Annotated in this window: 25 protein-coding genes and 2 riboswitches; of the genes, 21 read left to right on the top strand and 4 right to left on the bottom strand. The window is 35.8% G+C overall.

Features of this window, described 5'->3' with window-relative positions; translation table 11 throughout:
* The first annotated feature begins 6 nt into the window (after window positions 1-6).
* On the top strand, window positions 7-462 hold the full coding sequence (locus tag T323_RS0103210) for a flavodoxin domain-containing protein (protein ID WP_026671987.1): 456 nt from the start codon (window positions 7-9) through the stop codon (window positions 460-462).
* A gap of 231 nt (window positions 463-693) precedes the next feature.
* Here T323_RS0103210 and T323_RS0103205 read toward each other — a convergent pair whose 3' ends face one another.
* Entirely contained in the window at window positions 694-1,425 is a 732-nt protein-coding gene (locus T323_RS0103205) for a hypothetical protein (protein ID WP_026671986.1), read from the bottom strand.
* A 179-nt stretch (window positions 1,426-1,604) separates the two neighbouring features.
* Window positions 1,605-1,704: riboswitch (purine riboswitch) on the top strand.
* A 58-nt stretch (window positions 1,705-1,762) separates the two neighbouring features.
* On the opposite strand from T323_RS0103205, the gene T323_RS0103200 reads away from it, so the two are divergent.
* The 3 genes from T323_RS0103200 to T323_RS0103190 all read left to right on the top strand — a co-directional run bounded on the left by T323_RS0103200 (window position 1,763) and on the right by T323_RS0103190 (window position 4,158).
* Window positions 1,763-3,193 (top strand): NAD(P)/FAD-dependent oxidoreductase, encoded by a 1,431-nt coding sequence (locus T323_RS0103200; RefSeq protein ID WP_026671985.1) that lies wholly within the window; start codon window positions 1,763-1,765, stop codon window positions 3,191-3,193.
* Window positions 3,194-3,378: 185 nt separating this feature from the next.
* Window positions 3,379-3,867, top strand: a complete 489-nt coding sequence (locus tag T323_RS0103195; protein ID WP_026671984.1) for a hypothetical protein — start codon at window positions 3,379-3,381, stop codon at window positions 3,865-3,867.
* 75 nt (window positions 3,868-3,942) lie between these two features.
* On the top strand, window positions 3,943-4,158 hold the full coding sequence (locus T323_RS0103190; protein WP_026671983.1) for a hypothetical protein: 216 nt from the start codon (window positions 3,943-3,945) through the stop codon (window positions 4,156-4,158).
* Between the two features lie 54 nt (window positions 4,159-4,212).
* Here T323_RS0103190 and T323_RS0103185 read toward each other — a convergent pair whose 3' ends face one another.
* Window positions 4,213-5,559, bottom strand: coding sequence for a glycosyltransferase family 2 protein (locus tag T323_RS0103185; protein ID WP_026671982.1), 1,347 nt, complete (start codon window positions 5,557-5,559; stop codon window positions 4,213-4,215).
* A 353-nt stretch (window positions 5,560-5,912) separates the two neighbouring features.
* Here T323_RS0103185 and T323_RS0103180 point away from each other — a divergent pair, with 353 nt between their 5' ends.
* The 3 genes from T323_RS0103180 (at window position 5,913) to T323_RS0103160 (ending at window position 9,962) form a co-directional block, all read left to right on the top strand.
* Entirely contained in the window at window positions 5,913-7,580 is a 1,668-nt protein-coding gene (locus T323_RS0103180; protein ID WP_026671981.1) for a glycerol-3-phosphate dehydrogenase/oxidase, read from the top strand.
* An 892-nt stretch (window positions 7,581-8,472) separates the two neighbouring features.
* Complete coding sequence (locus T323_RS0103165) at window positions 8,473-9,123, top strand: futalosine hydrolase (RefSeq protein WP_026671979.1); 651 nt, start codon at window positions 8,473-8,475, stop codon at window positions 9,121-9,123.
* 2 nt (window positions 9,124-9,125) lie between these two features.
* Window positions 9,126-9,962, top strand: a complete 837-nt coding sequence (locus tag T323_RS0103160; protein WP_026671978.1) for a 1,4-dihydroxy-6-naphtoate synthase — start codon at window positions 9,126-9,128, stop codon at window positions 9,960-9,962.
* Window positions 9,963-10,122: 160 nt separating this feature from the next.
* On the opposite strand, the gene cbpA is transcribed toward T323_RS0103160, so the two are convergent.
* Window positions 10,123-10,767: a cyclic di-AMP binding protein CbpA gene (cbpA, locus tag T323_RS0103155; protein ID WP_026671977.1), complete on the bottom strand. Its 645-nt coding sequence runs from the start codon at window positions 10,765-10,767 to the stop codon at window positions 10,123-10,125.
* A gap of 175 nt (window positions 10,768-10,942) precedes the next feature.
* On the opposite strand from cbpA, the gene dacB reads away from it, so the two are divergent.
* From dacB to T323_RS28700, 5 genes are all read left to right on the top strand, one after another.
* The gene (dacB, locus tag T323_RS0103150; RefSeq protein WP_051556335.1) at window positions 10,943-12,403 is read left to right on the top strand and encodes a D-alanyl-D-alanine carboxypeptidase/D-alanyl-D-alanine endopeptidase; all 1,461 of its coding nucleotides are present in this window, start codon (window positions 10,943-10,945) and stop codon (window positions 12,401-12,403) included.
* A gap of 182 nt (window positions 12,404-12,585) precedes the next feature.
* The gene (locus T323_RS0103145) at window positions 12,586-13,863 is read left to right on the top strand and encodes an MFS transporter (RefSeq protein ID WP_245613674.1); all 1,278 of its coding nucleotides are present in this window, start codon (window positions 12,586-12,588) and stop codon (window positions 13,861-13,863) included.
* A gap of 532 nt (window positions 13,864-14,395) precedes the next feature.
* Window positions 14,396-15,853: a SulP family inorganic anion transporter gene (locus tag T323_RS0103140; RefSeq protein WP_026671974.1), complete on the top strand. Its 1,458-nt coding sequence runs from the start codon at window positions 14,396-14,398 to the stop codon at window positions 15,851-15,853.
* Between the two features lie 168 nt (window positions 15,854-16,021).
* Complete coding sequence (locus tag T323_RS0103135) at window positions 16,022-16,441, top strand: universal stress protein (protein ID WP_026671973.1); 420 nt, start codon at window positions 16,022-16,024, stop codon at window positions 16,439-16,441.
* A gap of 93 nt (window positions 16,442-16,534) precedes the next feature.
* Entirely contained in the window at window positions 16,535-16,684 is a 150-nt protein-coding gene (locus T323_RS28700; RefSeq protein ID WP_156942381.1) for a hypothetical protein, read from the top strand.
* Window positions 16,685-17,116: 432 nt separating this feature from the next.
* Here the strand turns inward: T323_RS28700 and T323_RS0103125 are convergent, their stop codons facing one another.
* Window positions 17,117-17,773 carry a potassium channel family protein gene (locus T323_RS0103125; RefSeq protein ID WP_026671972.1) on the bottom strand — a complete coding sequence of 219 codons (657 nt, stop codon included), beginning with the start codon at window positions 17,771-17,773 and terminating at the stop codon, window positions 17,117-17,119.
* A gap of 162 nt (window positions 17,774-17,935) precedes the next feature.
* Window positions 17,936-18,046: riboswitch (TPP riboswitch) on the top strand.
* A gap of 63 nt (window positions 18,047-18,109) precedes the next feature.
* Here T323_RS0103125 and T323_RS0103120 point away from each other — a divergent pair.
* The 9 genes from T323_RS0103120 to T323_RS0103080 all read left to right on the top strand — a co-directional run bounded on the left by T323_RS0103120 (window position 18,110) and on the right by T323_RS0103080 (window position 25,825).
* On the top strand, window positions 18,110-18,901 hold the full coding sequence (locus T323_RS0103120; protein ID WP_026671971.1) for an ABC transporter permease: 792 nt from the start codon (window positions 18,110-18,112) through the stop codon (window positions 18,899-18,901).
* Window positions 18,894-19,877, top strand: coding sequence for an ABC transporter substrate-binding protein (locus T323_RS0103115; protein ID WP_026671970.1), 984 nt, complete (start codon window positions 18,894-18,896; stop codon window positions 19,875-19,877). Before T323_RS0103120 ends, T323_RS0103115 begins: the two co-directional genes overlap by 8 nt.
* Before the next feature lie 15 nt (window positions 19,878-19,892).
* Window positions 19,893-20,660 (top strand): ABC transporter ATP-binding protein, encoded by a 768-nt coding sequence (locus T323_RS25840; protein ID WP_035177482.1) that lies wholly within the window; start codon window positions 19,893-19,895, stop codon window positions 20,658-20,660.
* Between the two features lie 2 nt (window positions 20,661-20,662).
* Complete coding sequence (gene tenA, locus T323_RS0103105) at window positions 20,663-21,328, top strand: thiaminase II (RefSeq protein ID WP_026671969.1); 666 nt, start codon at window positions 20,663-20,665, stop codon at window positions 21,326-21,328.
* Window positions 21,329-21,461: 133 nt separating this feature from the next.
* Complete coding sequence (locus tag T323_RS25835; RefSeq protein WP_051556334.1) at window positions 21,462-21,839, top strand: spore coat protein; 378 nt, start codon at window positions 21,462-21,464, stop codon at window positions 21,837-21,839.
* 243 nt (window positions 21,840-22,082) lie between these two features.
* Window positions 22,083-22,784: a response regulator transcription factor gene (locus T323_RS0103095; RefSeq protein ID WP_026671968.1), complete on the top strand. Its 702-nt coding sequence runs from the start codon at window positions 22,083-22,085 to the stop codon at window positions 22,782-22,784.
* A complete protein-coding gene (locus T323_RS0103090) occupies window positions 22,781-24,139 on the top strand; it encodes a sensor histidine kinase (protein WP_026671967.1) in 1,359 nt (452 codons plus the stop codon). The genes T323_RS0103095 and T323_RS0103090 overlap by 4 nt, the downstream gene beginning before the upstream one ends.
* 2 nt (window positions 24,140-24,141) lie before the next feature.
* Window positions 24,142-24,870 carry a PepSY domain-containing protein gene (locus T323_RS0103085; RefSeq protein WP_026671966.1) on the top strand — a complete coding sequence of 243 codons (729 nt, stop codon included), beginning with the start codon at window positions 24,142-24,144 and terminating at the stop codon, window positions 24,868-24,870.
* Window positions 24,871-24,976: 106 nt separating this feature from the next.
* The gene (locus T323_RS0103080) at window positions 24,977-25,825 is read left to right on the top strand and encodes a PepSY domain-containing protein (RefSeq protein ID WP_026671965.1); all 849 of its coding nucleotides are present in this window, start codon (window positions 24,977-24,979) and stop codon (window positions 25,823-25,825) included.
* Window positions 25,826-25,979 lie beyond the last annotated feature (154 nt).

The following is a 25,979-nucleotide window of genomic DNA, read 5'->3' as shown; positions in this document are numbered from 1 at the left end:
TTTATAATGAAGATTGCGATCATCTATAGTTCCGTGACAGGGAATACGAAAGATTTGGTCGAAGAGATATCCAAAGAATGTCACAAGAAATTTCAGCATGTTGATATCTTTCCAATTCAGCAATTTACTTTTTCTTTCCTTGATTTTTATGATGTTATTGTTATTGGAACATATACATGGGGAAACGGCGATATTCCGAAAGAAATGGTGCCGTTATTTGAGGAATTAAACAAACAGGAAAGAAAAAGGCTAGTGACCGGAATAGCAGGGACCGGTGACCGCTTTTATCCTCATTTTTGTGGAGCTGTTGATCGTTTCAAGGATTTGTTACATGCCAAAACAAATTTAGCCGTCACACTAAAAGTAGAATTGCTCCTACAAGAAACTGACAAAGTGAAGTGTAAACAGTTTGTTGAGTTAGTGTGGAAACGTTTGGAAGAACAAGTATTACTAAAAAAATAAGAAAAACGCGGAGCGTCTTTTCGTTTCAAGCGAAGTGCGGAGCCCTGCCCACTTTTGACAGTGAACCACAAGTACTCTTCTTGGGGTGAAATGCTCAGGTGCGCAGCCTTCGCTCTTCTTGAATAAGCTTTGAAAGCTTCGGTGCTAGACCAAAAATTCTATACTTATTTATCTTTTAAAAAAGAAGTTTGGGCTTTTGAAAAGCTCAAACTTCTTTTTACTAATAAGACGTTAATCCCAAAAATTAAATAAAAACTCTCCATTTGTTTTCGGTAAAAAATGAGAAACATAATACTCCACATCAAACTCCTCAACCCCTGTAACAATATCCTCTATGTTCAAAGGTTGATTTAAAAATTGGACAGATAATACTTCATATGGCAGACCGAAACATTTAGCAAGTTCACTATCGTCAAAGAATACAAACGGATAATTGTCAAGGTCCTTTACGAAAGCAACACGATAATGGTTACATAAAAGATAAAGTGGACCTTTGCGAAAGTGAAGTTTGACTGTATTAAAACTTGTATAACCTAATTGTTCAAACGTGAGCACCGTATAGGGTAGTTTATAAGATTGCGCAATGTGTTTGCATTTGTTTTGAAAATCGACAAAGTCATATGGAGAATAATTCTGTGGCTCGTATATTTTTGTAAGCGGCAGTGTTCGATTATACAACCTCATTTCAATTTCTTCCTTCATTCGTTTTATATTTGGTTCATAAAGAAGTAAATCTTCAATTTCAGAAAACGATAGGATTCCAGGCCTAGCTTGATTGTCACAATCAAATGCATCTGTAAACCCCCAGCATTTATCTTCCTTTATCAAGCTATAAGTAATTGTTAGTTTTTCGCCATTTACATAAAGATGCACCTTTAATTCATGAATCAATACGAATTCTTCATCTTTTCGTATAGAAAAATTCTCATATGAACAACGAATAACAGAATATTGACTAGCCATGTTTTCACTTCCACATTTTTCTTTCATCATACCATATAGGAATGAGAATTAAATCAAAATGCACCAATGTTCGGATTTTAATGTTATCGCAGTGAGATTTTTTACTTTTTTACAAAATATCAATATAAAACACGAATAAAAACCATAAATTGATATTGACACTTATAAAATTTCGTTTATAATAAAAAATTGTGATAGTTCGTATATCCTCAATAATAAGGTTTGAGGGTCTCTAGAAGGAACCGATAATTCCTAACTACGAACGGGACAGGAATGCTCCGTTTACGTTAGGTTTTTTGCTGTCCAAAAGTAGATCAACATTCATGGGGGAATTAAAATGAACAAATATGATGCTATTATTGTTGGAGCTGGTCCAGCTGGGATTTTCGCTAGTTATGAACTATTAGAAAAAAAACCAAATGCAAAAGTGTTACTTATAGATAAAGGACACGATATTTACCGAAGAAATTGTCCGATCTTAGAAGAGAAAATTCAATTTTGTCCACCTCCAGCAGGTAAAAAAGACTTTGCTGGCTGTTTGCCTGCCTGTTCGATCACCAATGGTTTTGGTGGGGCTGGGGCATATAGTGATGGAAAATTTAATATTACTACAGAATTTGGCGGTTGGATGACCGATTATTTACAACCATCCAAAGTCGTCGAATTAATCCGATATGTCGATGAGATCAATTTAAAACATGGCGCAACAAATACCATTACAGACCCTACAACGGAAAAGGTAAGAGAAATTGAACAAAAAGGGTATGGAGCAGGGTTAAAATTATTGCGAGCAGAAGTTCGTCACTTAGGAACAGAACAAAACTTAGAAATTTTAAAATCGATTTATGAATATTTAAAAGATAAAATCGACATGATGTACAAAACAGAAGTAAAAGATATTTTAACGGAAAAAATCGACGGAAAGCATAAAATATATGGAATCGCCTTAAAAAACGAAACCGAGGTTTTCAGTGATTATGTCATGATTGCACCAGGAAGAGACGGCTCAGCATGGCTAACGAACATTCTCAAAAAGAGAAAATTAAAAATGTACAATAATCAAGTGGATGTTGGGGTACGTGTAGAAACATCAGATGTTGTCATGAGAGAAATCAATGAACATTTATATGAAGGAAAATTCATTTTTAACACATCTGTCGGGACACAAGTCAGAACATTTTGTAGCAATCCCTCTGGCCATGTTGTAGTAGAAAACCATAGTGGCATTATGGCAGCGAATGGACACTCTTATAAAGACCCTGCGTTAGGATCAAAAAATACAAATTTCGCCTTACTTGTTTCTCATAAATTTACAGAACCATTTGATAAACCAAATGAATATGCTAGAGAAATTTGTAAACGTGCCAATGATTTATCAAACGGCGGCGTTATCGTTCAAAAATTTGGTGATATTATGAAAGGAAGACGTTCAACGGAGAAGCGAATTCAAGAGGGTTTCCTAGAGCCGACATTAAAAGAAGCGGTTCCAGGTGATTTAGGCCTTGTGCTTCCTTACAATACGATGAAAAGCCTTGTTGAAATGGTCGAAGCGTTAGATAAAGTGACGCCAGGACTAGCTTCAGAACATACTTTATTTTATGGTGTTGAAGCAAAATTCTACTCAGCCAGACCGAAACTAACAGAGGAATTTGAAACGGAAATTCAAGGATTATATTGTGGTGGTGATGGAGCAGGAATTACGAGAGGACTTGCTCAAGCAGGAGCGGCCGGAGTTTGGATCGCTCGCAATATGGCCAAAAGACTGTAATAATAAATAGTGCACAAACACCTATCGTTTTTTATTTGGTAGGTGTTTTTATTATAATTTACCTCAAAAATCGTAGGACATTATTTTAAAACAGGAAAATTTGTGGGATTTTAAGGAAATTACCATTTTATATGGTAATATAAAAGGAAAAAACATCAACTTGGAGAAATTGAGGAGGAATTGTTTTGAAAAAAGTAATGATTTTCATTATCATTTTACTTATCATAGTCGCAAGCATTTTCTTATTTTTAAAATTAAACCCACCATTAGAAACGATTCAAAATGGTTCTTCGTTAGATGGAGATGTACAGCTTATAAGACTCGGCAATAAAAGTTCATTCGGCCAGATTAAAATAGAGGAAGTCTTCGTCAATCACAATGTTACGCCAGCCCAAATGAAAATTCAAGAGAGTTACCATCCTAAAGGATTTATGATTCCTGAACAATTTGAGGGTCAGGAAGAAACCGAATATACGTTTAAAGATTTGTCTGAGGTCACAATTAAACCAAATACAATCGCAGCTGAACATTTTAATCATATCGAAGCTGGAACTATAACAGAAGATGACACGATTTACGGATTAACATTAATCCACAACGAAACCATATACGAAGTTATGATTACATATCGTCATCTTGGCATCGTATACGAAACAACTTTTTCTATAGAGTAGCGAATGGCACAACAACTGTAATTTAGGTATACTATAGATACTAACGATATAAGGTCAGCAGGGAGGAAGAGTGAATTGGCATTTACAATTGCAATTCTGATTGCTTCACTAATCCCGGCAGTTTGTGTTTACTTTGCTCTCGGTCATGTCATGAGGCCAGATTACAGGTTATTCGGTGGTCCAAAAGAGCTTGCGACACCAAAACCAAATGCTTGTACACATTGTGGGGTCATTGTTGCTCGTAACCCGGACAAATGCTTATGCCCACATTGCAAGAAAATGATTCATTAAGTTTCGATAAGAAAAAAGGAGTCCTGACTTTGTATCGTCGGACTCCTTTTTTTCTTATTTCCATATTCGTTTTAGTTTAAATACTTCCTGACAATAGCCCCAAACTGATATTGGACTCATCAAGATTTGATAAAACAACACAAACGCTATAAAGCCTAATATATTTTTTCTAATATACAGGTTCAATTCTTCAAATACATGTTTTTGGTAGCGATACAAAATATAATTAACTAGCATTGCTAAAGGTAAAACGAGGAGAGTATAAGCTCCAACAATCCAATAGTAACCAAACAACGCTAATACTAATCCTGGAATCCATATTAATGTGTACACAATATCTAAGTATGGCATTACTAAATTTGCACCAGTTAAATACTTTGTATAAGGAGAAGATTGCTGCCATGGTTTTACGACTTTTAATGCTTCGACCATCCCTCTTGCCCAACGACTACGCTGCCTGAAAAAGTGACGAAATGATTCTGGAACTTCTGTAAAAGCAACCGCCATTGGTTCAAAATATACTTTTCGATTATTTGAAAGCAGGCGCCAAGTTAACACGATATCTTCGCCGATAGCATCTGGCCAACCATTCACTAACCGTACAGCATTCGTTTCATAAATCGAGAAAGCACCTTGAGCAACAAGAGTTCCTTGAAATAACCCTTGAAGGCGTTTAATGCTTGCAATACCTAAGAAATAATCCCACTCTTGCATTTTTGCCAAAAATTTCCCTCGACTATTGCGGACTAAAACTGTACCTGCCACAGCACAAACATCGGAAGGGGAACTAATCATTCTTCCTACAATTTTTCGTACAGCTGATTTTTGAAGTAGTGTATCAGCATCTAATGTAATGACTAAATCTGTGTCGACGTAGTTGAGCGCTGTGTTTAATGCATGATGCTTTCCAGGGTTTGGTTCTTGAATAACTTTAACATTCATTTCAAGTTCAACCCCGGCTGACATTGCAATTTCTGCTGTCTTATCTGATGAATTATTATCAATGACAATGACTCGAACATCACCAGTGTAATCTTGTTTTTTTATATATTCTAACGTCATTTCAATTCCTTTTTCTTCATTATAACAAGCAATTAAAATCGTAATTGGCTCGGTTGGAAATGATTCTTTAATAACAGGCTGTTTATCAAACAACAAACTTGAAACCATAAACGCATTAAAATATCCAGGGATATAAGCAATTCCTGCGATTATTAGTAGGGCAATAGGAACGGTGATATAAGCCCCTAATTGATAAACCCACGGCAATGATATGGCGATGGAAGTTATCATCCATATCATCGCAACAATATGACTGTACGTAAACTTTTGACTGACGGGAATATAGCGCTTTGGTCGTGGCGGTTTTTCAACTGGTTTAAATATCGTTGGCATTTTCATATTCATCGGTGTCTTTCTCCTTTTTCATTCTTCATTAAACGACATTTTTCGGTAAATAATACTATTATTCTATCATGTGATGGTTATATTCGTTAGTAAAATTTTTGGATTTATGACTAGATATGACTAAAAATATGACATATGCCCCGTTATTATATGACTAGTAATGCAGTAATGCATGTTAATACTAATTTTTTTATTGATTAATTATATAAATCAAGTATAATAAAGGTAGGTTAATAATTGGTCCGGAGCATATGAGAGACCACAGCACTCAAACTGAATTTCATTTTGAGATGTTGTGGTCTCTTTTTGTATCCACATGGGATTTTAAATGAGAGAGGATGTTCATCATGAAACAACGATTTTCAAGCAAACAGCGTTCAACATATTTGGAAGAGATGAAATCAAATGAACTCGATTTATTAGTAATCGGTGGTGGAATTACTGGTGCTGGTATAGCACTAGATGCGCAAGTACGAGGGTTAAAAACTGGAGTCATTGACATGCAAGACTTTGCAGCAGGAACGTCTAGTCGCTCAACAAAATTAGTTCATGGGGGACTTCGATATTTAAAGCAGTTTGAAATTAAGCTAGTATCAGAAGTCGGAAAAGAACGAGCGATTGTTTATCGAAATGCACCACATGTTACAACACCAGAGTGGATGTTACTCCCAATGATTAAAGGAGGGACCTTTGGGAAAACAGCAACATCGATCGGGTTAAAAGTATATGATGCACTTGCTGGTGTTCATAAACACGAACGAAGAAAAATGCTTTCAAGAGAAGAAACGTTACAAAAGGAACCATTAATTCGCGAAGATAAATTAAAAGGTGGCGGAATATATGTCGAGTATCGAACCGATGATGCTCGGTTGACATTGGAAGTGATCAAAGAGGCGGTGGCACGTGGAACTTTAGCAATTAATTATGTAAAAGCACTTGATTTTATTTACCGTGATAATCAAGTTGTCGGTGTTAAAGTATTGGATACTTTAAACAATTTAGAACATGAGATTTACGCGAAAAAAATAGTAAATGCGGCAGGACCATGGGTTGATACGTTAAGAGAAAAAGATAAATCTAAAAAACAAAAATATCTTCATCTAACTAAAGGTATCCACCTTGTTATCGATGGAAAACGATTTCCGTTAAAACAAGCTGTATATTTTGATACTGAACATGACGGACGAATGGTCTTTGCCATTCCAAGGCAAGGGAAAACATATGTAGGAACAACAGACACATTTTATGAAGGTGACATCGCCCACCCACGAGTGACAAAAAAAGATCGTGATTATATTATTGATGCTGTCAATTATATGTTTCCGTCAATTAACCTTACAAAAACCGATATTGAATCGAGTTGGGTAGGTTTACGCCCACTTATTCATGAAGAAGGAAAAAGCGCATCAGAAATTTCGAGAAAAGATGAGATCTTCTTTTCAAATTCCGGTTTAATTTCGATTGCAGGCGGTAAATTAACGGGCTATCGAAAAATGGCGGAGCGGATTGTTGATTATGTAGCGAAAGAATTAGGAAATGAACAACGTTGTACAACAGACCAAATCATTCTTTCTGGTGGAGATGTTGGACCTTCGTTTGAAAAATTTAAAAAGGAGAAAACAAAAGAAGGGATTTCCATTGGATTAACAGAAAGTGAAGCAGAGCGATTAGTCTCTTTATACGGGTCTAATGTTGATTCGATCTTTGTACGAATACAACAGGCAAATGAAACAGAACAGCCATTAACTCCAACAGTATTTGCTCAATTAACATACGCTATCGAAGAAGAAATGGCATCAAGTCCTATCGATTTTTTCAACCGGCGTACGGCAGCGTTATTCTTCAATATTGATTGGGTACTACAGTGGAAAGAAGCGGTTATTGCCTATATGAAAGAAGAATTCCAATGGGATGATGAACAAACAAAAAGGCACAAGGAATACTTGCAATCCGAAATTTATTACGCACAAAATGCGATTGATGACAGGGTTGAGAAGGAAAAGAAAATTATTTAACATAAGAAAAACGCGGGAGCGTCTTTTCGATTCTAGCGAAGTGCGGAGCCTTCGCTCTTCTTGAAATAGCTTTCAATACTTCATTGCTACACCTAAATTTTTTATACTTTCTTCTTAATAAAAAAGAGGGACCAATGGTCCCTCTTTACTTTGTGAATAAAGAATCTTTCTTGACTTAATATTCACAACTTTGAAATCGCAATTTGATAATAAAAGGGAAGTGGTGAATACCCGTCTATTTTGTTTTATAAAGACCAACGATTGCATTTGTAAATTCAATTGCTTGAAATAAAAAAATACTAATCGCACTCGTTGATAATAAGCCAATCATAATGATTCGAAGCCATATCATCTTCATTCTCCTCCTTTACCAATTCATGTTTTATATGAGGAAAAATGAAAAGACAACATGTTATTAGATTGGTAAAAGATTGATAGTAAAAAAGACTTTAAAAGTAGAATACTTGCTTGAGCTTTTATATACCGATTCCACTTTTCTACAATAAGCAAGGCAAAAAATGAAAGGAACAGTAATGAACTAACTATTTGTTTTGAACTATATAACTGGTTCCCATCGTCGATTTCTGGAGAAGGAAGAAGCCAATGCTCATGCATATAGGTTTGGTGAAATCGCTCAAGGCTATGAATATTGGAAAAGTGAATGAATATTAAAAGCAATAAAAAGCTTAAAATAAAACGATTTCTTCTCACTTTTCTCACCCTCATTTCAAAGATTACGATAAATATATCACCATATGGTAAAAAAACGAAAGTGTAAAACGATGTAAAAAATATATAAACCATGCTTATAGGAGAAACTCAAATTATTCTCACGTTGAAGTCATTGTGTTAAAATATAAAGTGTTTTTAAGGAGAATAAAGGGGTTTTTTTATGCTTAGTCAAAAAATTTTACTTGTAACATCTGTTGAAGCAGAAAAGCAAGCTATTCTAAGTGGCTTAGGTCATTCGAATCAAGTTTCCGTTGAGATCGTTGGCGTTGGTCCAATGCAAGCTGCTGTACATACAGCACGATTATTAATGAGCCAAAATTATGATTTACTTATAAATGTAGGAATTGCTGGTGGCTTTGTGCATGAAGCCGAAATAGGGGATATCGTGATTGGCACATCGATTATCGCTGGAGATTTAGGTTCAGAAACAAAAGATGGGTTTCTAACCCTAGAAGAGCTTGGTTTCGGAGCAAGTATGTTTACGTCTGATCCTCATCATCGCTCCATCATAAAAAATGGACTAGATGATAAGCGATATGCAACTCGGTTAGGTCCGATTTTAACGGTATCTACAACGACAGGAACTAAAGAAACAAGTGAAAAACTAAAAAAACGATTTCCTTCCGCGGTTGCAGAAGCGATGGAAGGGTTTGGTGTAGCAACTGCAGCTAACATCCTTAGAGTGCCAATGTTAGAAATTCGCGCCATTTCGAATCAAGTCGGTCCTCGCAATAAAGAGGACTGGAAAATTAAAGAAGCATTACAGCAACTGACGAAAGTTAGTTCTGTATTAAAGGAGTTGTATACATGACAATAAATATCGCGTTTTCCCCTTGTCCAAACGATACATTTGTATTCCACGCTTGGGTACACGGATTGCTTCCTGACGCACCTAAAGTGAATGTGACTTATGCAGATATCGATATTACGAATCATTTGGCGACGAAACCAAATGAGTTAGATGTGTTAAAAATATCCTATGCGGCATTACCATGGGTTTTGAAAGAGTATGCGCTACTTCCTTGCGGCGGAGCCTTAGGGCGAGGGTGTGGTCCGCTTGTTTTAACAAGAAAAACCGACTCGTCGTTTGGGGCCAGTGCCCTTTCAAAAAAAAGAGTGGCTGTTCCTAGCGAACGGTCAACAGCCTATTTATTGTTTCGGTTATGGGCTGAAGAAAATGTCCCTGGCGGTGTTGGGGAAATTATAGTCATGCCGTTTCACGAAATTATGCCTGCGGTACGAGACGGAATCATTGACGCCGGTTTAGTTATTCATGAAGCACGCTTTACATACCAGCAATATGAATTAGACATGATATGTGACCTCGGAAACTGGTGGGAGACAGATACGGGATTCCCGATTCCATTAGGGGCAATTATTGCTCGGCGTTCACTTGATTTACAGGCGTTAACTACAACGATTCAGCAATCTGTCGAATATGCTTGGGCTAATCCTGACATTTCGAAACCGTATATATTAGACCATGCTCAAGAAATGTCTGAGGAGGTGGCAAAGAATCACATTCAATTATATGTGAATTCATTTACTGCTAATTTAGGAGAAGAAGGATATGAAGCGATTTATTCATTATTAGGACGTGCCCAAGAGAAAGGGTTCGTTCCATCATTCGATATGAAATTATTAAAATAAGAAAAACGCGGGAGCGTCTTTTCTTTCAAGCAAAGTGCGGAGCATTCGCTCTTCTTGGAATAGCTTTCAAAGCTTCACTGCTATTCCAAAATTTGTTTGCTTTTTTATATGTTAAAATAAACACGTTGGGTCAAAGATGCATCTTTGACCCAACGTGTTTTTACATTTCCAGTTCAGATACATCCTCAATATCAAACACACGAAATCCGCTTTTATTTAGATTTTTAATTATTTTTTTACAAAGGGTTTCATCTACATCTTTAGGTAAAGTAACGACAATTCGACGGGACACAGTTTTTTGATTGTCTAAAGTGAGGAGACTTTTTATGTCCGTATATTTATTAATAATTCCTGTTACTTTATTTAAAGCCCCTTTATATTCCATACAAATAATTGATAATGTATAGCTTCCTTGTCCAACACCCCAACTATCTTCTAATATTTCCATGATTCGGCTATGTGTGAAAATCCCAACAAAGTGTTCTTTTTCATCTAAAATTGTTAAGTAGGGAAGGCGTTTGACTGTTAGAAAGGCTTCATAAAAAGATGAATTTTTATGAATAATCGCATTTTGATCTTTCGCTAACGTAGTTACTGGCAAAGATAAATCCCCGTTTTCTTTAACCATGTACTCATATATTTGTGATTTGTAAATGTTTCCTAAAAAACGTTCTGCCTTTCTATCAAGAATTGGAATACAGCGGTACCCTGACTGTTCGAGTGTTGTTAATGCCTCTTTTAATGAATGGTTTTCATTAACGTAGATGATGTTAGAAATGTCTTGATATAAATTGCTTATTCTCATCTATAACCCTCCTTCGTATGTTTACTCTTCTCATTATACTTCATCATGTGCATAAAGAGATAGAAAATAGGTAACACTCTGAAAATTTGCGAAAATCGTAAAATTAATGTTTTCATAGTACTTTACCCCAAAATGGGACACAGTAAAAATTCATAGGATGGAAAGGAAGGATACAATGAATAAATTTTTTACCCAATTACTATTCATTTTCATATTTTTATTTGGTTCCTCTTTTCAATCCGTTTCTGCTATTGAAAACGTATGGGAGCTTGAGAAGAAAATAAACGAAATGATTGATAAAGAAATCACTTCTAACGGTGCTATTGCGAGTATTAGCATACGCGATAGTGAAGATGGAAAGCTATTATATAACTATTTTGGGGATACAAGAATGAGACCTGCATCAAACATGAAATTATTAACCGTGGCTAGCGGGCTCCATCAACTCGGTAAAGGTTATACATTTCAGACATTGATTCAAACAGACGGACGAATGAAAAAAAACACACTTGATGGCCACTTATATGTAAAAGGAAATGGAGATCCAACTATTACAATAGAAGTGTTAGAAGAAATGGCCCGCAAAGTTAAAATGTCTGGTATTGAAGTAGTAAAGGGAGATCTAATTGTCGATGATACCTCTTATGACTCAGTCCGATATCCCGTAGACTTACCATGGTCTGACGAAGAGATGAAATATGCACCTAGTATTTCAGCATTAACATTCACACCAAATAGTGATTTGGATATTGGCACTATTTTTATTGATATTAGTCCAAACAAAAAAGTCGGTAAAAAAGCAATCGTAAAAAGCGAACCTAGAGCATCATATCCTCCGATAATAAACGAAACAATAACAGTAGATACAAGCAAAAACAAAGGAATAACAGTACAGCGAAATCACGGTTCAGATACGATTATTGTTAAGGGAGAAATTGGACTGGCGAACGAAAACGAGCAAATACAAATCGCCATTTGGGATCCAACTTATATGACCGGTTTATTATTAAAAGAACAATTAGAATTACAAGGGATTTCAGTAAAAGGGGAAGTTAAAAAAGGGAAAACTCCTACTCATTCACTTGTTATTCTTCGGCAAACTTCACCACCTTTATCTAGCATTGTTACGTCTTTAATGAAACATAGTAATAATGGAATTTCGGAAATGCTTATTAAAGAGTTAGGGAAGGTAAAAAGAGGGGAGGGGAATTGGGAAAATGGAATCGATGTTGTTCATGAAACACTCGAATCTTTCGGGATAAATTCAAACACAATGATTTTAAGAGATGGATCAGGACTTTCTCATGTTAACGGGATTCCAGCAAATGAAATAACGAACCTTCTTTATGTGATTCAGAAAGAAGAGTGGTTTGACGTTTTTTTTCACACATTACCAGTGGCAGGGCTTGAAGATGAAACTATAGGCGGAACTCTTTCTGACCGAATGAAACATGGCCAAACAAAAGGAAATGTATTTGCGAAAACCGGAACATTATCAACGGTAAGCTCACTTTCTGGTTATGTTACTACCCGAAATGAAGAAAAGCTTATTTTCTCCATCTTAATTAACCAGTTAAAAGAGACGGATGGAAAAGAAATCGAGGACCACATTATCTCGCTATTGTCTGATTTGTAAATTTTCTTTAATAAAAACACTTGGTCTTCACTCATAGTAGTTGAAAGATACTTGTTTGCCTTATATAAAAAGGAGACCTTAACGGTGTCCTTTTTATTATTTCGAAAAGTGAAATAATTTCTTTTTGTTTCTTATACATGGTAAAATAATCAAATATACAACATCATGAAGGAGTGGAAAATGTGATACATAATAATAAACTCCCAGTGCAAACCCGCTTTTATTATGGTTGGGTCATTGTTGCTATTGCAGCTATGGGGGTGTTTTTCTCTGGACCAGGCCAAACATATTCTATTTCCATCTTTATTGATGCTTATCTTGAACATTTTGGTTGGAGTAGTACACTTGTTTCAACAATGTATTTATTTGCTACATTATTGGCTGGTTTTCTATTATTTCTTGTTGGCAGACTCGTAGATAAGTATGGACAGCGAAAAATGACCGTCATTATTGCCGTTATATTAGGAATCACTTGTGTGTTTAATAGTTTTTTGTTAGGACCTGTTATGTTATTTTTTGGTTTGTTTATGCTCAGACTTTTTGGTCAAGGTTCAATGACATTAATTCCAGGAACTTTAGTCCCGCAATGGTTTGTTAGTAAACGAGGACGTGCTCTAAGCTTTATGGCATTTGGAAGCTTTTTAAGTGCTGCTGCTTTACCACCTTTTAATGCTTGGTTAATTGACCAAGTTGGTTGGCAAATGTCTTGGCTAGTATGGGCTGCTTTTCTATTTTTTCTATTCGTTCCTTTAGCGTATTTTTTTATAAGAAATAAGCCTGAAGATGTTGGGTTATTACCAGATAATGCGGTTAAGGAAACACTTGACAGTAAAAACTCGAACGATGTTTCAGAAGAACGATGGACGATGCAAGAAGCAATGAAAACAAAACAGTTTTGGCTTTTATTATTTTGCGTATCTGTGCCATCCATGGTGAATACAGGTATTGTATTTCATTTTGTACCCATTCTTGCTGAAAGCGGGATTGAAAGAACACAAGCAGCCTTTGTGTTAAGTATTATGGCTATTGTTTCTTTCCCGGTTACATTTTTAGCAGGGTTTTTAGTAGAACGAATGAAAGTAAACTATATGATAGCTTTATCATTTCTTGGTCAAATCGGAATTATGGTTATTCTTGTTTACACCGACTCGTATACAGGGGCAATCATTTTTGGAATTGCTCGTGGCATTGTTGGTGGATTTGAGGCGATAAGTCTTGGGATAGTATGGCCGAATTTTTTTGGTCGAGCAAATATTGGCAGTATTAAAGGAGCATCGATGACTGTGATGGTCATCGGGTCTGCTTTTGGTCCATTACCGTTTGCCTTAGCCTATGATTATTTTTCTAGTTATCAAGAAATTTTATATTTGATGATGTTATTCCCATTTATTGGTATGATTTTTGCTTTTATTTCAAATAAACCAAATAGAAGTAAAGAAAAGATAACTCAAGTGTCATAAAAAGAAGCTGTTACAAATTGACTAAGAAAAACGCGGGAGCGTCTTTTCTTTCAAGCGAAGTGCGGAGCCCTGCCCGCTTTTGAAAGTGAACCCCAAGTGCTCTTCTTGGGGTGAAACACGCAGGTGCGCAGCCTTCGCTCTTCTTGAAATAGCTTTCAAAGCTTCACTGCTATACCAAAATTTTTATACTTTCTTATCTTACAAAAAAGGTAGTAAAACTTTTTTTATGGACACATAACTACTAAAACCGTCCTCTCTTTAGGGAGGACGGTTATTAGTCCTTTATATAGGTATATCTACACCCTTAACAATTATTTCGCAAAAAATTAATCATATATTTGTCTATATTGTGAAAAAAGTATTAAATAAGAGAAATGACTAGTATTAAGAAGAAAAACAAGAATGATATACGCTTACATGCGAATTTTCCTATGTTTAATTTCATGCTACAATGCAAAATAGTGAAAAACGGTCCTGACTTTCGTGAGAGTCGAAAGTCAACATTAAAAAATTTATAGGAAGAGGTGCAACATTGAACGTTCAAAAAATTAAACAAGAGTGGTTCAGCAATGTAAGAGGAGATGTGCTTGCTGGAATCGTAGTCGCCTTAGCGTTAATTCCTGAAGCGATTGCTTTCTCAATTATTGCTGGAGTAGATCCAATGGTCGGATTATACGCCTCATTTTGTATTGCCGTTGTTATTGCTTTTGTCGGTGGAAGACCAGGAATGATTTCTGCTGCAACTGGAGCGATGGCGTTACTCATGATTACGTTAGTTGCTGACCATGGATTACAATACTTATTAGCAGCTACCATTTTATGTGGAATCTTACAAATATTATTTGGCGTGTTTAAACTCGCTCGATACATGAAGTTTATTCCACGTTCTGTAATGGTTGGCTTTGTTAACGCCTTAGCGATTTTAATTTTCACATCACAGTTGCAACATTTTGTTGATGAAACATGGATTATGTACGCTTTAGTTGCATTAACGCTAGCAATCATTTATATTTTACCGCGATTTACAAAGGCCGTACCGTCGACTTTAGTTGCGATTATCGTAGTCACGGCAATTGTTATTTTCGGTAATATCGGCATTCGCACAGTAGGTGACATGGGTACACTAACTCAGACACTACCAATTTTTATGATTCCTTCTATTCCACTCACATTTGAAACGCTTATGATTATTTTTCCATACTCGTTAGCTCTTGCGATTGTTGGAATTTTAGAGTCTCTGTTAACGGCATCGATTGTTGATGATATGACAGATACAGAAAGTGATAAAAATAAAGAAAGTCGTGGTCAAGGAATCGCCAACGTTGTGACTGGGTTTTTTGGAGGTATGGCAGGGTGTGCAATGATTGGCCAATCGGTTATTAATGTTAAGTCTGGTGGTCGTGGTCGACTATCTGCATTAGTAGCTGGCGCATTTTTAATGTTTTTAATTTTGGTTTTAGGGAATATCGTTGTCCAAATCCCAATGGCTGCCCTAGCAGGTGTCATGATTATGGTTGCAATCGGTACATTTGATTGGAATTCATTAAAAAACATTCATAAAATCCCGAGAACCGATGCTACCGTTATGGTTGTGACAGTTGGGACCGTTGTAATTACACATGATTTGGCAAAAGGTGTTCTTGCTGGTGTTGTGTTAAGTGCCATTTTCTTTGCCGCTAAAATTTCAAAGGTGAAAGTGGTAAAAACCGTAACAGATCATACACATGTTTATCGAGTAGAGGGACAATTATTCTTTGCTTCCGTTACAGATTTCTTAGAAGAAATTGATTTCAAAGATACGACTGTTCAACATGTAAAAATTGATTTAACGTTAGCTCACCTATGGGATGATTCAGCAGTTGGAGCAATTGATAAAATCGAGTATAAATTCGCGCAAAACAAAGTAAAAGTTGAATTTATAGGATTAAATAAAGAAAGCTCAAAATTAATGGATAAGATTGGCGGACTCTCAAAAGCATCTGGTCATTAAAGAAAAACGCGGAAGCGTCTTTCTTTCAAAACTTCGCTGCTATACCAAAATTTTTATACAAAATACGTCACTTATTTGTGGCGTTTTTTTTTGCAATAAACAGGAACTTTTCCGTGGAAACGGGAATATAGTAAAAATAATACAAGAAATTATGAATGGGGGATTGTTATGTTCAAACATGTTGTCTTAGCAGCGGATGGTTCAACACACTCATTTCGTGCAGCTGAAAAAGCAATTGAGTTATTAAAGAGGTATGAAAGTGCTATCGTTGACATTGTTTATGTAGTCGATGAGTCTACGTCAAAAGCGGATGTTTTGCATCATAACAATCCACTTGAAATTGAAAAAAACAGAAAAGAAAAACTAGAAACAACAATTCAACTTTTTAAAAAGTCAAATATACATTATAAAGTAACCATTTTGTATGGTGACCCTTGTAAAAAGCTCGTGAACTACGTAAATGAAAGCGCTTACGATTGTGTTGTTGTTGGAAGCCGTGGCTTAAATCGTTTTCAAAGTATGGTTTTAGGAAGTGTAAGTCATAAAGTAGCGAAACATGTTCAGTGTCCTGTGTTAATTGTAAAGTAATGTTAATGAGCAATGGATTTTATTCATATGCCCACACACATTCAAGATTAGAAGAATAGGATATTACGAAATTATAAACCAGGAGGAGAAAAAATGACTGATAAGCAAGAACAACAAGTTCAGAAAGAAGAAAAAGTCGTTATGGACCCTTGGGATGCACTTATGTTCGGAAGACCAATGAAACCAAAGTCCGAGCCAGCAGCTGAACAACAAAAAGAAAAGGAAGAAGACAAAAAGGAATAATGGTAAACTTTCTGAGATGTTCAAATGATGAAAATTTGTTTGAACATCTCATTTTTTTGTAGAATAAGCTTTCAAAGCTTCACTGTTAGGCCAAAAATTTTTATGCTTTCTTATATCTTAACAAAAAACAAGTTTTCTCATGGATTTATCTTTCCGCACTTCACATAACGGACATACGTTCCGTTATGTAACTAAAAACAGCAACGAAATCCCTCGTTTCTGCTCATATAACGGAACGTATGTCCTTTAGGATGTAACAAACGCTATTTTTTCTTAAAATAGCGGAACCTATGTCCGTAAGAGTTACCAACCAGTCTGTCCATCGGCCAATCTTTAAAAGCGAGTGCGGAGCCTTCGCTCTTCTTGAAATAGCTTTCAACGCTTCACTGCTATCCTAAATTTTTTCTTATCTTTTAAAAAGGATCTTCCCCTTTATAATCCACCATCTTCAAACCGCTTTAAATCGTTTTTATGTCCAATCATTATTAAAATATCATTTTTTTCAATAATCTCATGTGGTAATGGGGTGATATTAATCGTTTCATTTCGCTTAATCGCTAAGATTGTACATCCATAAATTGCCCGGATGTTTAAATCAATAATAGAGCGGTTTGCTACTTTATCTGATGCAATCAGTTCTACTATGCTATATTCATCAGATAGCTCAATATAATCGATTATTTTTTCGGAAACGAGATGCTGAGCAATGCGAATGCCCATATCTTTTTCTGGGTGAACGATTCGGTCTGCTCCTATTTTTTCAAGAACACGATGGTGATAGTGATTTTGGGCTTTCACCCATACTTGTGATATTCCCATTTCTTTTAATAATAACGTACATAAAATACTAGATTGAATATTATCTCCTATCGCAACAACGACATTATCAAAGTTTCGAATCCCAAGCGAATTTAATGCGTTTTCATCTGTAGCGTTTGCAATAACTGCATGTGTAGCATGTTTTGTAATGGCATTTACACGTTCATCATTCATATCAATGGCTAGTACTTCATTCCCTAATTTATATAACTCCTTACAAACACTGCTCCCAAAACGTCCTAAACCAATGACGGCAAATTGTTTTTTCATCGATTGTGTACTCCTTCGTCTACTGACTCTAACTCTTCTATTCTTCTTTAATATTATTCGATTTTTTTTACTTGTTCAAATGATATTTTTTCGTTAAATTCCCTCTAACATTCAAACAAAGTATTGTTCCTATGAATTAGCTATGGTATTCTTTACTAAATTAGAAAAGTCATGGGGAGCTATGAGGTTGGCTGAGAGGATATCCTGATGAAGATATCGACCCGATAACCTGATCTGGATAATGCCAGCGGAGGGAGGATATACAAATCTATTAAAATGTATGTCTACATGCCGTTGTCATGTAGTCTTTTTTTATGTGCTGAAAGGATGTCAAAGATGAACATGTTAAAAAAAGGGGGGACCGTTGTTTTACCTTCCATTGTTGCCATCTTGCTAAGTCTCATCATTTGGGAACTAGCTGTTAAAATATGGGGAATTGAGATGTGGATTCTTCCTGCCCCAAGCAGCATTATTCAAACGTTTATTCAATCGATGCACACTTATCCTGAACATATATGGATGACAACAATAGAAGCGGTTTTAGGTTTTTTATTAGGCATATCATTTGCCCTCATCTTGGCATTTTTCCTAGATTGGTCTCCACTTTTACGAAAAAGCATTTATCCGATTTTGTTATTTTCCCAAACCATTCCAATCATAGCGATAGCTCCTTTGCTTATTATTTGGTTTGGATATGGCTTATTACCAAAAGTTTTAGTTGTAGCACTCGTAACATTTTTCCCTGTCGTCGTCAACGTCATTGAGGGGTTACAGTCAAGTGACAAAGATATGATTCGACTTGTTCGCTCTATGGGCGGGACCCAGTGGCAAGTATTTACAAATGTTCGATTTCCTTCCGCTTTACCATATTTATTTACTGGACTGCGAATTGGTGCGACATATAGTGTGTTAGCCGCTGTTATATCAGAATGGGTAGGAGCAAGTAAAGGATTAGGAATTTATTTAGTGAAAGCACAAAGTGCATTTGCCACTGACAAAGTGTTCGTCATTATCGCATTAATTTCGTTACTGAGTTGCCTGCTCTTTTTAGTTGTCCTCCTAATCAGTCGACTTGCGATGCCATGGAAATACAAACAATATAAGAAACGGAGTAGTAGAGATGAATAAAAAGTGGATTGTAGTGATGATTTTAGTCTTTGTTTTAGCCATTAGTACGGCTTGTAATGGTGGGGGAAAGGAAGCAGAAGAACAAGTCGATGTTACCTTTATATTAGATTGGGTACCGAACACAAATCATACCGGACTTTATGTTGCCAAAGAAAAAGGTTTTTTTGAAGAAGAAGGATTAAATGTAACGATTATTGAACCTGCGATGGAAAGCGCTTCACAAGTTGTCGCGTCCGGAAAAGCAGAGTTTGGGATCAGCTCACAAGATGAGTTGACGGTAGCTCGTTCAACAGGAATTCCTATTGTCTCTGTTGCTGCAGTTATTCAAGATCACACTTCTGGGTTTGCGTCCCCAGTAGAAAAAGGGATTATGTCACCGGCAGATTTCGAAGGTAAAACATACGGTGGATGGGGATCTCCTTTAGAAGAAGCAATGATTTCAACATTAATGGAAGCTGAAGGTGCCGATCCGTCTACTGTAAATAATATAACGGTGGGAACAGCAGATTTTTTTGTAAATACGAAAAGAGACATTGATTTTCAATGGATTTATTACGGATGGACTGGTGTAGAGGCTGAAACTCGCAACGAAGACATTCATATGATTTATTTAACAGACATTGATCCTGTTTTTAATTATTATGCTCCTGTTATTATGACTAGTGAAGCTGTAATTGAAAACAAACCAGAGTTAGTTGAGAAGTTTTTACGAGCAGTTAGTAAAGGATATGACTTTGCCATTGCTGACCCAGAAGAAGCAGCAGCGATTTTAATTGAAGCTACTCCAGAAGCAAATGAAGAGCTCATTATTGCTTCTCAAAAATGGTTAAGTCAAAAATACAAAGGGGATGCAGAAAAATGGGGGATTCAATCGGAAACAATTTGGAATAATTTCTCTGAGTGGATGTTAGAACATGGTGTAATTGAAGAACAAGTCGATGCGAAAGATGCAATGACAACACAATTTCTTCCATAAACGAGGGTGAGACTTATGTACGTATCAATCAATCATCTTCATTATTCGTTTCAAAATGGACCTTATTTTTCTAAAATTATTCATGATTTGTCGTTTGACATTCAAAAAGGAGAATTTGTTAGTTTAATTGGTCCGAGCGGTTGTGGGAAAAGTACGTTATTTAATATTATTGCTGGACTAGAAACACCTGATAGCGGTGAGGTCTTACTTGATAATAAAAATATTAATGGGGAAAGAAATCATTGTAGCTATATGATGCAAAAAGATTTGTTGTTTCCGTGGAAAACTGTACTTGAAAATGTGTTACTCGGCTCAACTTTAGCAAAAGAAAATCGAAAAGAAGCTGAAAAAGAAGCATTGTCGCTATTTTCATTGTTTGGTCTACAAGGGTATGAGCATCATTATCCAGAAGTATTATCTGGGGGAATGAAACAGCGAGCCGCGTTATTGCGAACATTTTTTCATAAAAAAGATTTATTATTACTTGATGAACCCTTTGGAGCACTCGATGCTTTAACAAGAGAAAAAATGCAAGAATGGCTTTTGAATATTTGGATGACTATGAAACGGACAATTTTATTTATAACACATAGTATCGATGAAGCCATTTATTTGTCCGATCGCATCTATGTATTATCCCCTAAACCAACAAATGTTTTAGCAGAATTTAAAGTAGATTTGCCACGACCACGAGAGAAGAAGGTATTATTGTCTTCTAACTATTTACGATTAAAAGGACAATTAATGGAGTCTCTTTACCATGATTACGGAAAGGATGGTTAGCGATGAAATTTTCTGAGCATTTACGAAAAAAAGTTGATTCAATATGGGAGGGTAGTTTTTCCCATCCATTTGTGACTGGTGTTGCAGATGGGTCTTTACCTATTGAATGTTTTCGCTATTATGTGCAGCAAGATTCATATTATCTCTCGAAATTTGCTCAAGTACAATCGATAGGTGCTGCAAAAGCAAAAGATTTTTATACGACGAGTCGAATGGCTTATCATGCTACTACCTCATATGAAGCAGAGCATATGCTTCATGAAGGGTTTGCAAAAGAATTAGGCATTTCAAAAGATGGAGTCATTGTAGTTGACAACCCTGCACCTACCGCACTCGCTTATACAAATCATCTGTTTTCAGCAGCATACAAAGGTTCGCTTGGGGATGTCCTTGCAGCCATTCTCCCATGTTATTGGTTATACTGGGAAATTGGTGAAAAGTTTAAAGGTTCTAGTCCTGGTGTTCCGATTTATCAAAAATGGATAGATACATATGGAAATGAATGGTTTGGCTCCTTAGTGAAAGAGCAAATTGAACGAATGGATGCGTATGCAGAACAAGCATCAGAAGAAGAAAAACGGCAAATGGAATCTATTTTTATAACAAGCAGTAAATATGAATATATGTTTTGGGAAATGGCCTATACGTTAGAAGACTGGCCTATTTAATCGTGTTAACCACTTTACGAATTTTGTGAAGTGGTTTTTTCTTTAAAAATATTTCAAAAGTAGTGCAACTGTCCAATCATCGTGTAATTAAAATACATAGGGTAAAGTATCACGGCTAAAGGAGGATTTTTCAATGAATAACCAAGTCGAGCAAGATGCACTACAAGCAAATAAAGAAATTCAAATTTCTGAAGAATTAATTCATATTATGAACTCTTCAGATGTTACTGTTAGCACAACAGATACAAAAGCTGCGATATCTCTACAAGCTTCACTCCAAGCTGCGATAGCTGTTGTTATTAGCATTACTGTAGCAGACAGTTCAAAAGCAGAATCAATTATTCAAGAATTGATGCAATATACAAAAACACGTCAAGAAACATCACAAAAAATTGTAATCGATAATTCCCAAGGCGTAGAAGTAACAACTACTGACACACAAGTAGCATTAAACCTTCAACTCCTGCTTCAAGTATTACTCGCATTATTAGTAGAATTAGATATTCTATAAGAATAATGGAAAAACGAACTAGGTCAGGGCCTAGTTCGTTTTTTTACATACATGGAAGTATAAAAATATAATAGCAGTGAAGCTTTGAAAATTTAATCTAGAAGAGCAAAGGCTGCGCACTTGCGCGTAACGAAAAGACACTCCCTCGTTTTCCTATATTTTTTGTTAACCATATTTATTTACTCTTTTTAAAAATCATGTAATAGTAATATTGTAAAAGACAGAAGGGATGACATGTTTACAATGGGTAAAGAACGGATTTTAATTATAGAAGATGAGGTTAATATTGCTCGGGTCGTTAAACTAGAGCTTGAATATGAAGGCTATGAAACTGACATTGCAGAAAATGGGATAGAAGCGTGGCAAAAGCTTCAAAAAGAAACTTGGGACTTAGTATTACTAGACGTAATGTTACCTCAATTAAGTGGTATGGAGGTTTTGCGAAGGTTAAGAGGTGCTGGTGATCTTACCCCTGTTATTATGCTGACGGCAAGAAATACAGTTGTTGATAAAGTTACAGGACTTGATCAAGGCGCAAATGATTATGTGACAAAACCATTTGAAATTGAAGAATTACTAGCAAGAATTCGCACAAGTATACGGCTTTCTGTTCGAAAAGAACAAGAAAGTAACGAAACGAAACTCCTATCATTTCAAGACTTACAAGTAACTATTGGGTCAAGAGATGTTCAGCGTAATGGAGTGAAAATTGAATTAACACCAAGGGAATTTGACCTTCTGATTTATTTGCTTCAACACCCAAATCAGGTGCTAACGCGAGAACAAATTGTTGATAAAGTATGGGGATTTGACTATGTTGGCGACACAAATGTCGTTGATGTATATATTCGTTATTTACGACAAAAGATCGACAAACCGTTTACATCACCATACATTCAAACAGTGCGAGGGGTAGGATATGTACTAAAGGAGCTTGAATCATGAAGCTTTCGCATCGAATTTCTTTTGTTTCAACCTTTTTCTTACTTTTATTATTAATTATCGTCAACACAAGTATTTATTTTATTTTCGAAAGTTATACAACAAAAGCAGAATTGGATCGTACAGTAGCAAGCACACATGCCATTGTCGAATCGATTCAACTTGAGAATGTCGAAAATACAAATCCGAATGAATTTCTACGAGCTTTTGTGCCAAATGATGGGATGCTTCGAATTATTAATGAACAAGACCAAACGGTTGTTTCGTTAACGAAACAAATCCCTTTAAATAATATAGCAACGCAGTATGCCATCAAAGATGAAATAAAAAAAATTGAATTTCAAGGAAATCATTATGCAGTCGCTCGTACTCCCATGATTTGGGTGGACGGTTCAATTGTGACATTAGAAATAAATGAGCCAATGGTTATTTATGAAGAAACAGTTAGTCGATTACAATATATTCTTGTTATTGCTTCATTGTGTATTATCGTTCCTTCGTTTTTCGCTGGTCAAGCGTTAAGTCGATTTATACTACTTCCTATTAAAGCGTTAGTTCAAACGATGAATGACATACAACAGAGTGGTGAATTCAAAAAAATCGAAGTAAATAAAACATCAAAAGATGAGCTAGACGAAATGGGGATTTCATTTAATCATATGATGGATTTATTAAAAGAAAACTTTGAAAAACAACAGCAATTTGTGTCGGATGCTTCACATGAGTTGAAAACACCATTAACCGTCATTGAAAGCTATGCCAAGTTATTAAAAAGATGGGGGATGAAAAAAGCTGATGTGTTAGAAGAAGCAGTACATGCGATCCATTCTGAAGCACAGCGAATGAAAGACATGACAAATCAAATGCTGGCACTTGCAACAGGCGAAAATGAAACTAATATAAATCTAAAACAAATTAATTTAAATATACTAGCAGAAGAAACTGCCAATCGATTAGCCACCGCATATCAGCGTAACATTTTCGTGTATAAGGAAAAAAATGTACCATCCTTTATAGGAGATGAAGGGAAAATTAACCAACTGCTTTTTATCCTCTTAGAAAATGGTTTAAAGTATAGTGACAAAGAAGTTGAAGTGTATATTAGCGCAATTAAAGATAAAGTAGAACTATCTGTGAGTGATTTCGGTGTTGGAATACCCAAATCAGATGTCCCTCATATTTTTGAACGATTTTTCCGAGTAGATAAAGCGAGGAGTAGGAAAACAGGTGGATCTGGTCTTGGCTTATCCATTGCAAAATCGATTGTTGCTGCTCATAAAGGAACGATAACGGTAGAAAGTGAAGAAGGAAAAGGCACTACGTTTATTGTTGTATTCCCCCGAGGAGAAGGTGAGTAGAGATGAAAAAATTGTATGTTATTGCCTTTATCGTAAGTATTAGTGTCCTCATTATATTGCTTTTTTCTTTTTTTTCTCGTTCAGACGATCCCGTATTAGCAGAAGAAGAAGTAAAAATGATACTCGAAGACCGCTTTTCTGGATATGTGTCTACTATACATCCTGTTCATGATGATGATTCTCCTATTTATGAAGTTGAATTACAATCCGCATTTGGTACATATTCCATTGTGTTAGATGCTGTCACTGGTTTTATTCAATCAATGACACAAATATCAGCAACTGACGAGAGAATAGAACAACCAAGTGCTGAGCATTCTCCGCTAAATGTTGAAGAAGCTAAAGAGATTGTAAGAGAGCTAATCGGGCCAAATTCTGAAATTATTAACCTTGTAACAAAGGAAGAAAGCGGACAACAAATATATGTTGTTAAAGTCAATCAACCTGATGGAATAGGTCAATATGAAATTGACGCGATTACAGGGGATGTATTACTTTATTCTGTTAGTACAAAAGAAGACACAATCAAAAATACCGAACCCATTGGACGAGAACAAGCGATTGACATTGCGTTACACCACGTGCAAGGAGAAGTTGATGATGTTGAACTAGAAGAAAAAGAGGGACGACTCGTATATGAAGTTGAAATTGAAAATGATGAGTTAGATATAGAAGCCAATATTTATATTGACGCATTGACAGGGGAAGTTATTGGAATTGAATGGGATTAAGAAATATTTCTTTGTTTTCTCATCAAATTCTCATTTTCCTTTAATGGGGTTTTCATCTTTCTTGTATAAGATATAACTGTAATCAAAAAACAAGGAGGAGACAAAAATGAAAAAATCCATTATTGTCATGACAGGACTATTTGTACTAGGCGGGGCTGCCGTCACATTTGCATCTGGGAATCCCATTCAAATTCGTGAACAAATGGTCACAGCTTCAAATGCTAGCGTACCAGAAATGCAATCACAAATGGAAAATAAAAATGATTCTGAGAGCATTCTGTCAAAGGATGAAGCGATTCAAATTGCATTAGATGTATTAAATGGAAAAGTAGAAGAAGTAGAATTGGAGAAAGATGATGGACGTCTATATTATGAGGTCGAAGTAAAATATCATGATGACGACTTTGATTTTGAAATTGATGCGTACACTGGCGAAATTTTATCCATTGACGATAATCTAATGAAAACACCCGTTCTTAGCAATATGAAAATCTCTCCAGAGAAAGCCATATCATTAGCAATAGAATTTGTTAGTGGAGGAGTGGTGGATGACATTGAATTAGAGATTAAGTTTGGCCGCTACGTGTATGAAATTGAGCTAGAGTTTAAAGATGATGATATTGACGTTTATATTGATGCGATGACAGGTGAAGTGGTTTATACCGATGATGATTTTACTCGTAAAAATGAGAGAAACACCGTGAAAAATAATGACCAATCCGGTGAAAATAATAAATCTGCGTCAAATGGATCTCCTCATTCTGAAAAGATCACAGCCAAAAAAGCAGGGGAGCTTGCGTTACAACATATAGGGAATGGATATATTGATGATATTGAACTAGAAACGAAACATGGCAAACTCGTATATGAGGTAGAAATTGAGAACAGTAATGATGATGTTGAAATCTATGTGGATGCCTATACAGGAGAAATCATTTATGTTGATTACGATTAATGATAACGAGAGCATGACCTTATGGGTCAGCTCTTTTTTGAATTTCAACAAAATCCTTTTATTATTACTAATTTATCACTGTTTATGTTGACCGTTCCTGTTTTTTCAAACTACACTAAAAACACAAAACCAAGTCTTTAATAAAGGTAAGGTG

It is taken from the genome of Alkalihalobacillus bogoriensis ATCC BAA-922 (assembly GCF_000621445.1).
Taxonomy (GTDB): Bacteria; Bacillota; Bacilli; order Bacillales; family Bacillaceae_F; genus Bacillus_AO; species Bacillus_AO bogoriense.
Note: the sequence above shows the minus strand (reverse complement) of the source record. Positions and strands in the feature narration are given on the sequence as shown.

Coding starts and splice junctions, on each gene's coding strand:
- T323_RS0103210 (WP_026671987.1), top strand. CDS start 7: ATGAAGATTGCGATCATCTATAGTTCCGTGACAGGGAATACGAAAGAT.
- T323_RS0103205 (WP_026671986.1), bottom strand. CDS start 1,425: ATGGCTAGTCAATATTCTGTTATTCGTTGTTCATATGAGAATTTTTCT.
- T323_RS0103200 (WP_026671985.1), top strand. CDS start 1,763: ATGAACAAATATGATGCTATTATTGTTGGAGCTGGTCCAGCTGGGATT.
- T323_RS0103185 (WP_026671982.1), bottom strand. CDS start 5,559: ATGAAAATGCCAACGATATTTAAACCAGTTGAAAAACCGCCACGACCA.
- T323_RS0103180 (WP_026671981.1), top strand. CDS start 5,913: ATGAAACAACGATTTTCAAGCAAACAGCGTTCAACATATTTGGAAGAG.
- T323_RS0103165 (WP_026671979.1), top strand. CDS start 8,473: ATGCTTAGTCAAAAAATTTTACTTGTAACATCTGTTGAAGCAGAAAAG.
- cbpA (WP_026671977.1), bottom strand. CDS start 10,767: ATGAGAATAAGCAATTTATATCAAGACATTTCTAACATCATCTACGTT.
- dacB (WP_051556335.1), top strand. CDS start 10,943: ATGAATAAATTTTTTACCCAATTACTATTCATTTTCATATTTTTATTT.
- T323_RS0103135 (WP_026671973.1), top strand. CDS start 16,022: ATGTTCAAACATGTTGTCTTAGCAGCGGATGGTTCAACACACTCATTT.
- T323_RS28700 (WP_156942381.1), top strand. CDS start 16,535: ATGACTGATAAGCAAGAACAACAAGTTCAGAAAGAAGAAAAAGTCGTT.
- T323_RS0103125 (WP_026671972.1), bottom strand. CDS start 17,773: ATGAAAAAACAATTTGCCGTCATTGGTTTAGGACGTTTTGGGAGCAGT.
- T323_RS0103120 (WP_026671971.1), top strand. CDS start 18,110: ATGAACATGTTAAAAAAAGGGGGGACCGTTGTTTTACCTTCCATTGTT.
- T323_RS0103115 (WP_026671970.1), top strand. CDS start 18,894: ATGAATAAAAAGTGGATTGTAGTGATGATTTTAGTCTTTGTTTTAGCC.
- T323_RS25840 (WP_035177482.1), top strand. CDS start 19,893: ATGTACGTATCAATCAATCATCTTCATTATTCGTTTCAAAATGGACCT.
- tenA (WP_026671969.1), top strand. CDS start 20,663: ATGAAATTTTCTGAGCATTTACGAAAAAAAGTTGATTCAATATGGGAG.
- T323_RS25835 (WP_051556334.1), top strand. CDS start 21,462: ATGAATAACCAAGTCGAGCAAGATGCACTACAAGCAAATAAAGAAATT.
- T323_RS0103095 (WP_026671968.1), top strand. CDS start 22,083: ATGGGTAAAGAACGGATTTTAATTATAGAAGATGAGGTTAATATTGCT.
- T323_RS0103090 (WP_026671967.1), top strand. CDS start 22,781: ATGAAGCTTTCGCATCGAATTTCTTTTGTTTCAACCTTTTTCTTACTT.
- T323_RS0103085 (WP_026671966.1), top strand. CDS start 24,142: ATGAAAAAATTGTATGTTATTGCCTTTATCGTAAGTATTAGTGTCCTC.
- T323_RS0103080 (WP_026671965.1), top strand. CDS start 24,977: ATGAAAAAATCCATTATTGTCATGACAGGACTATTTGTACTAGGCGGG.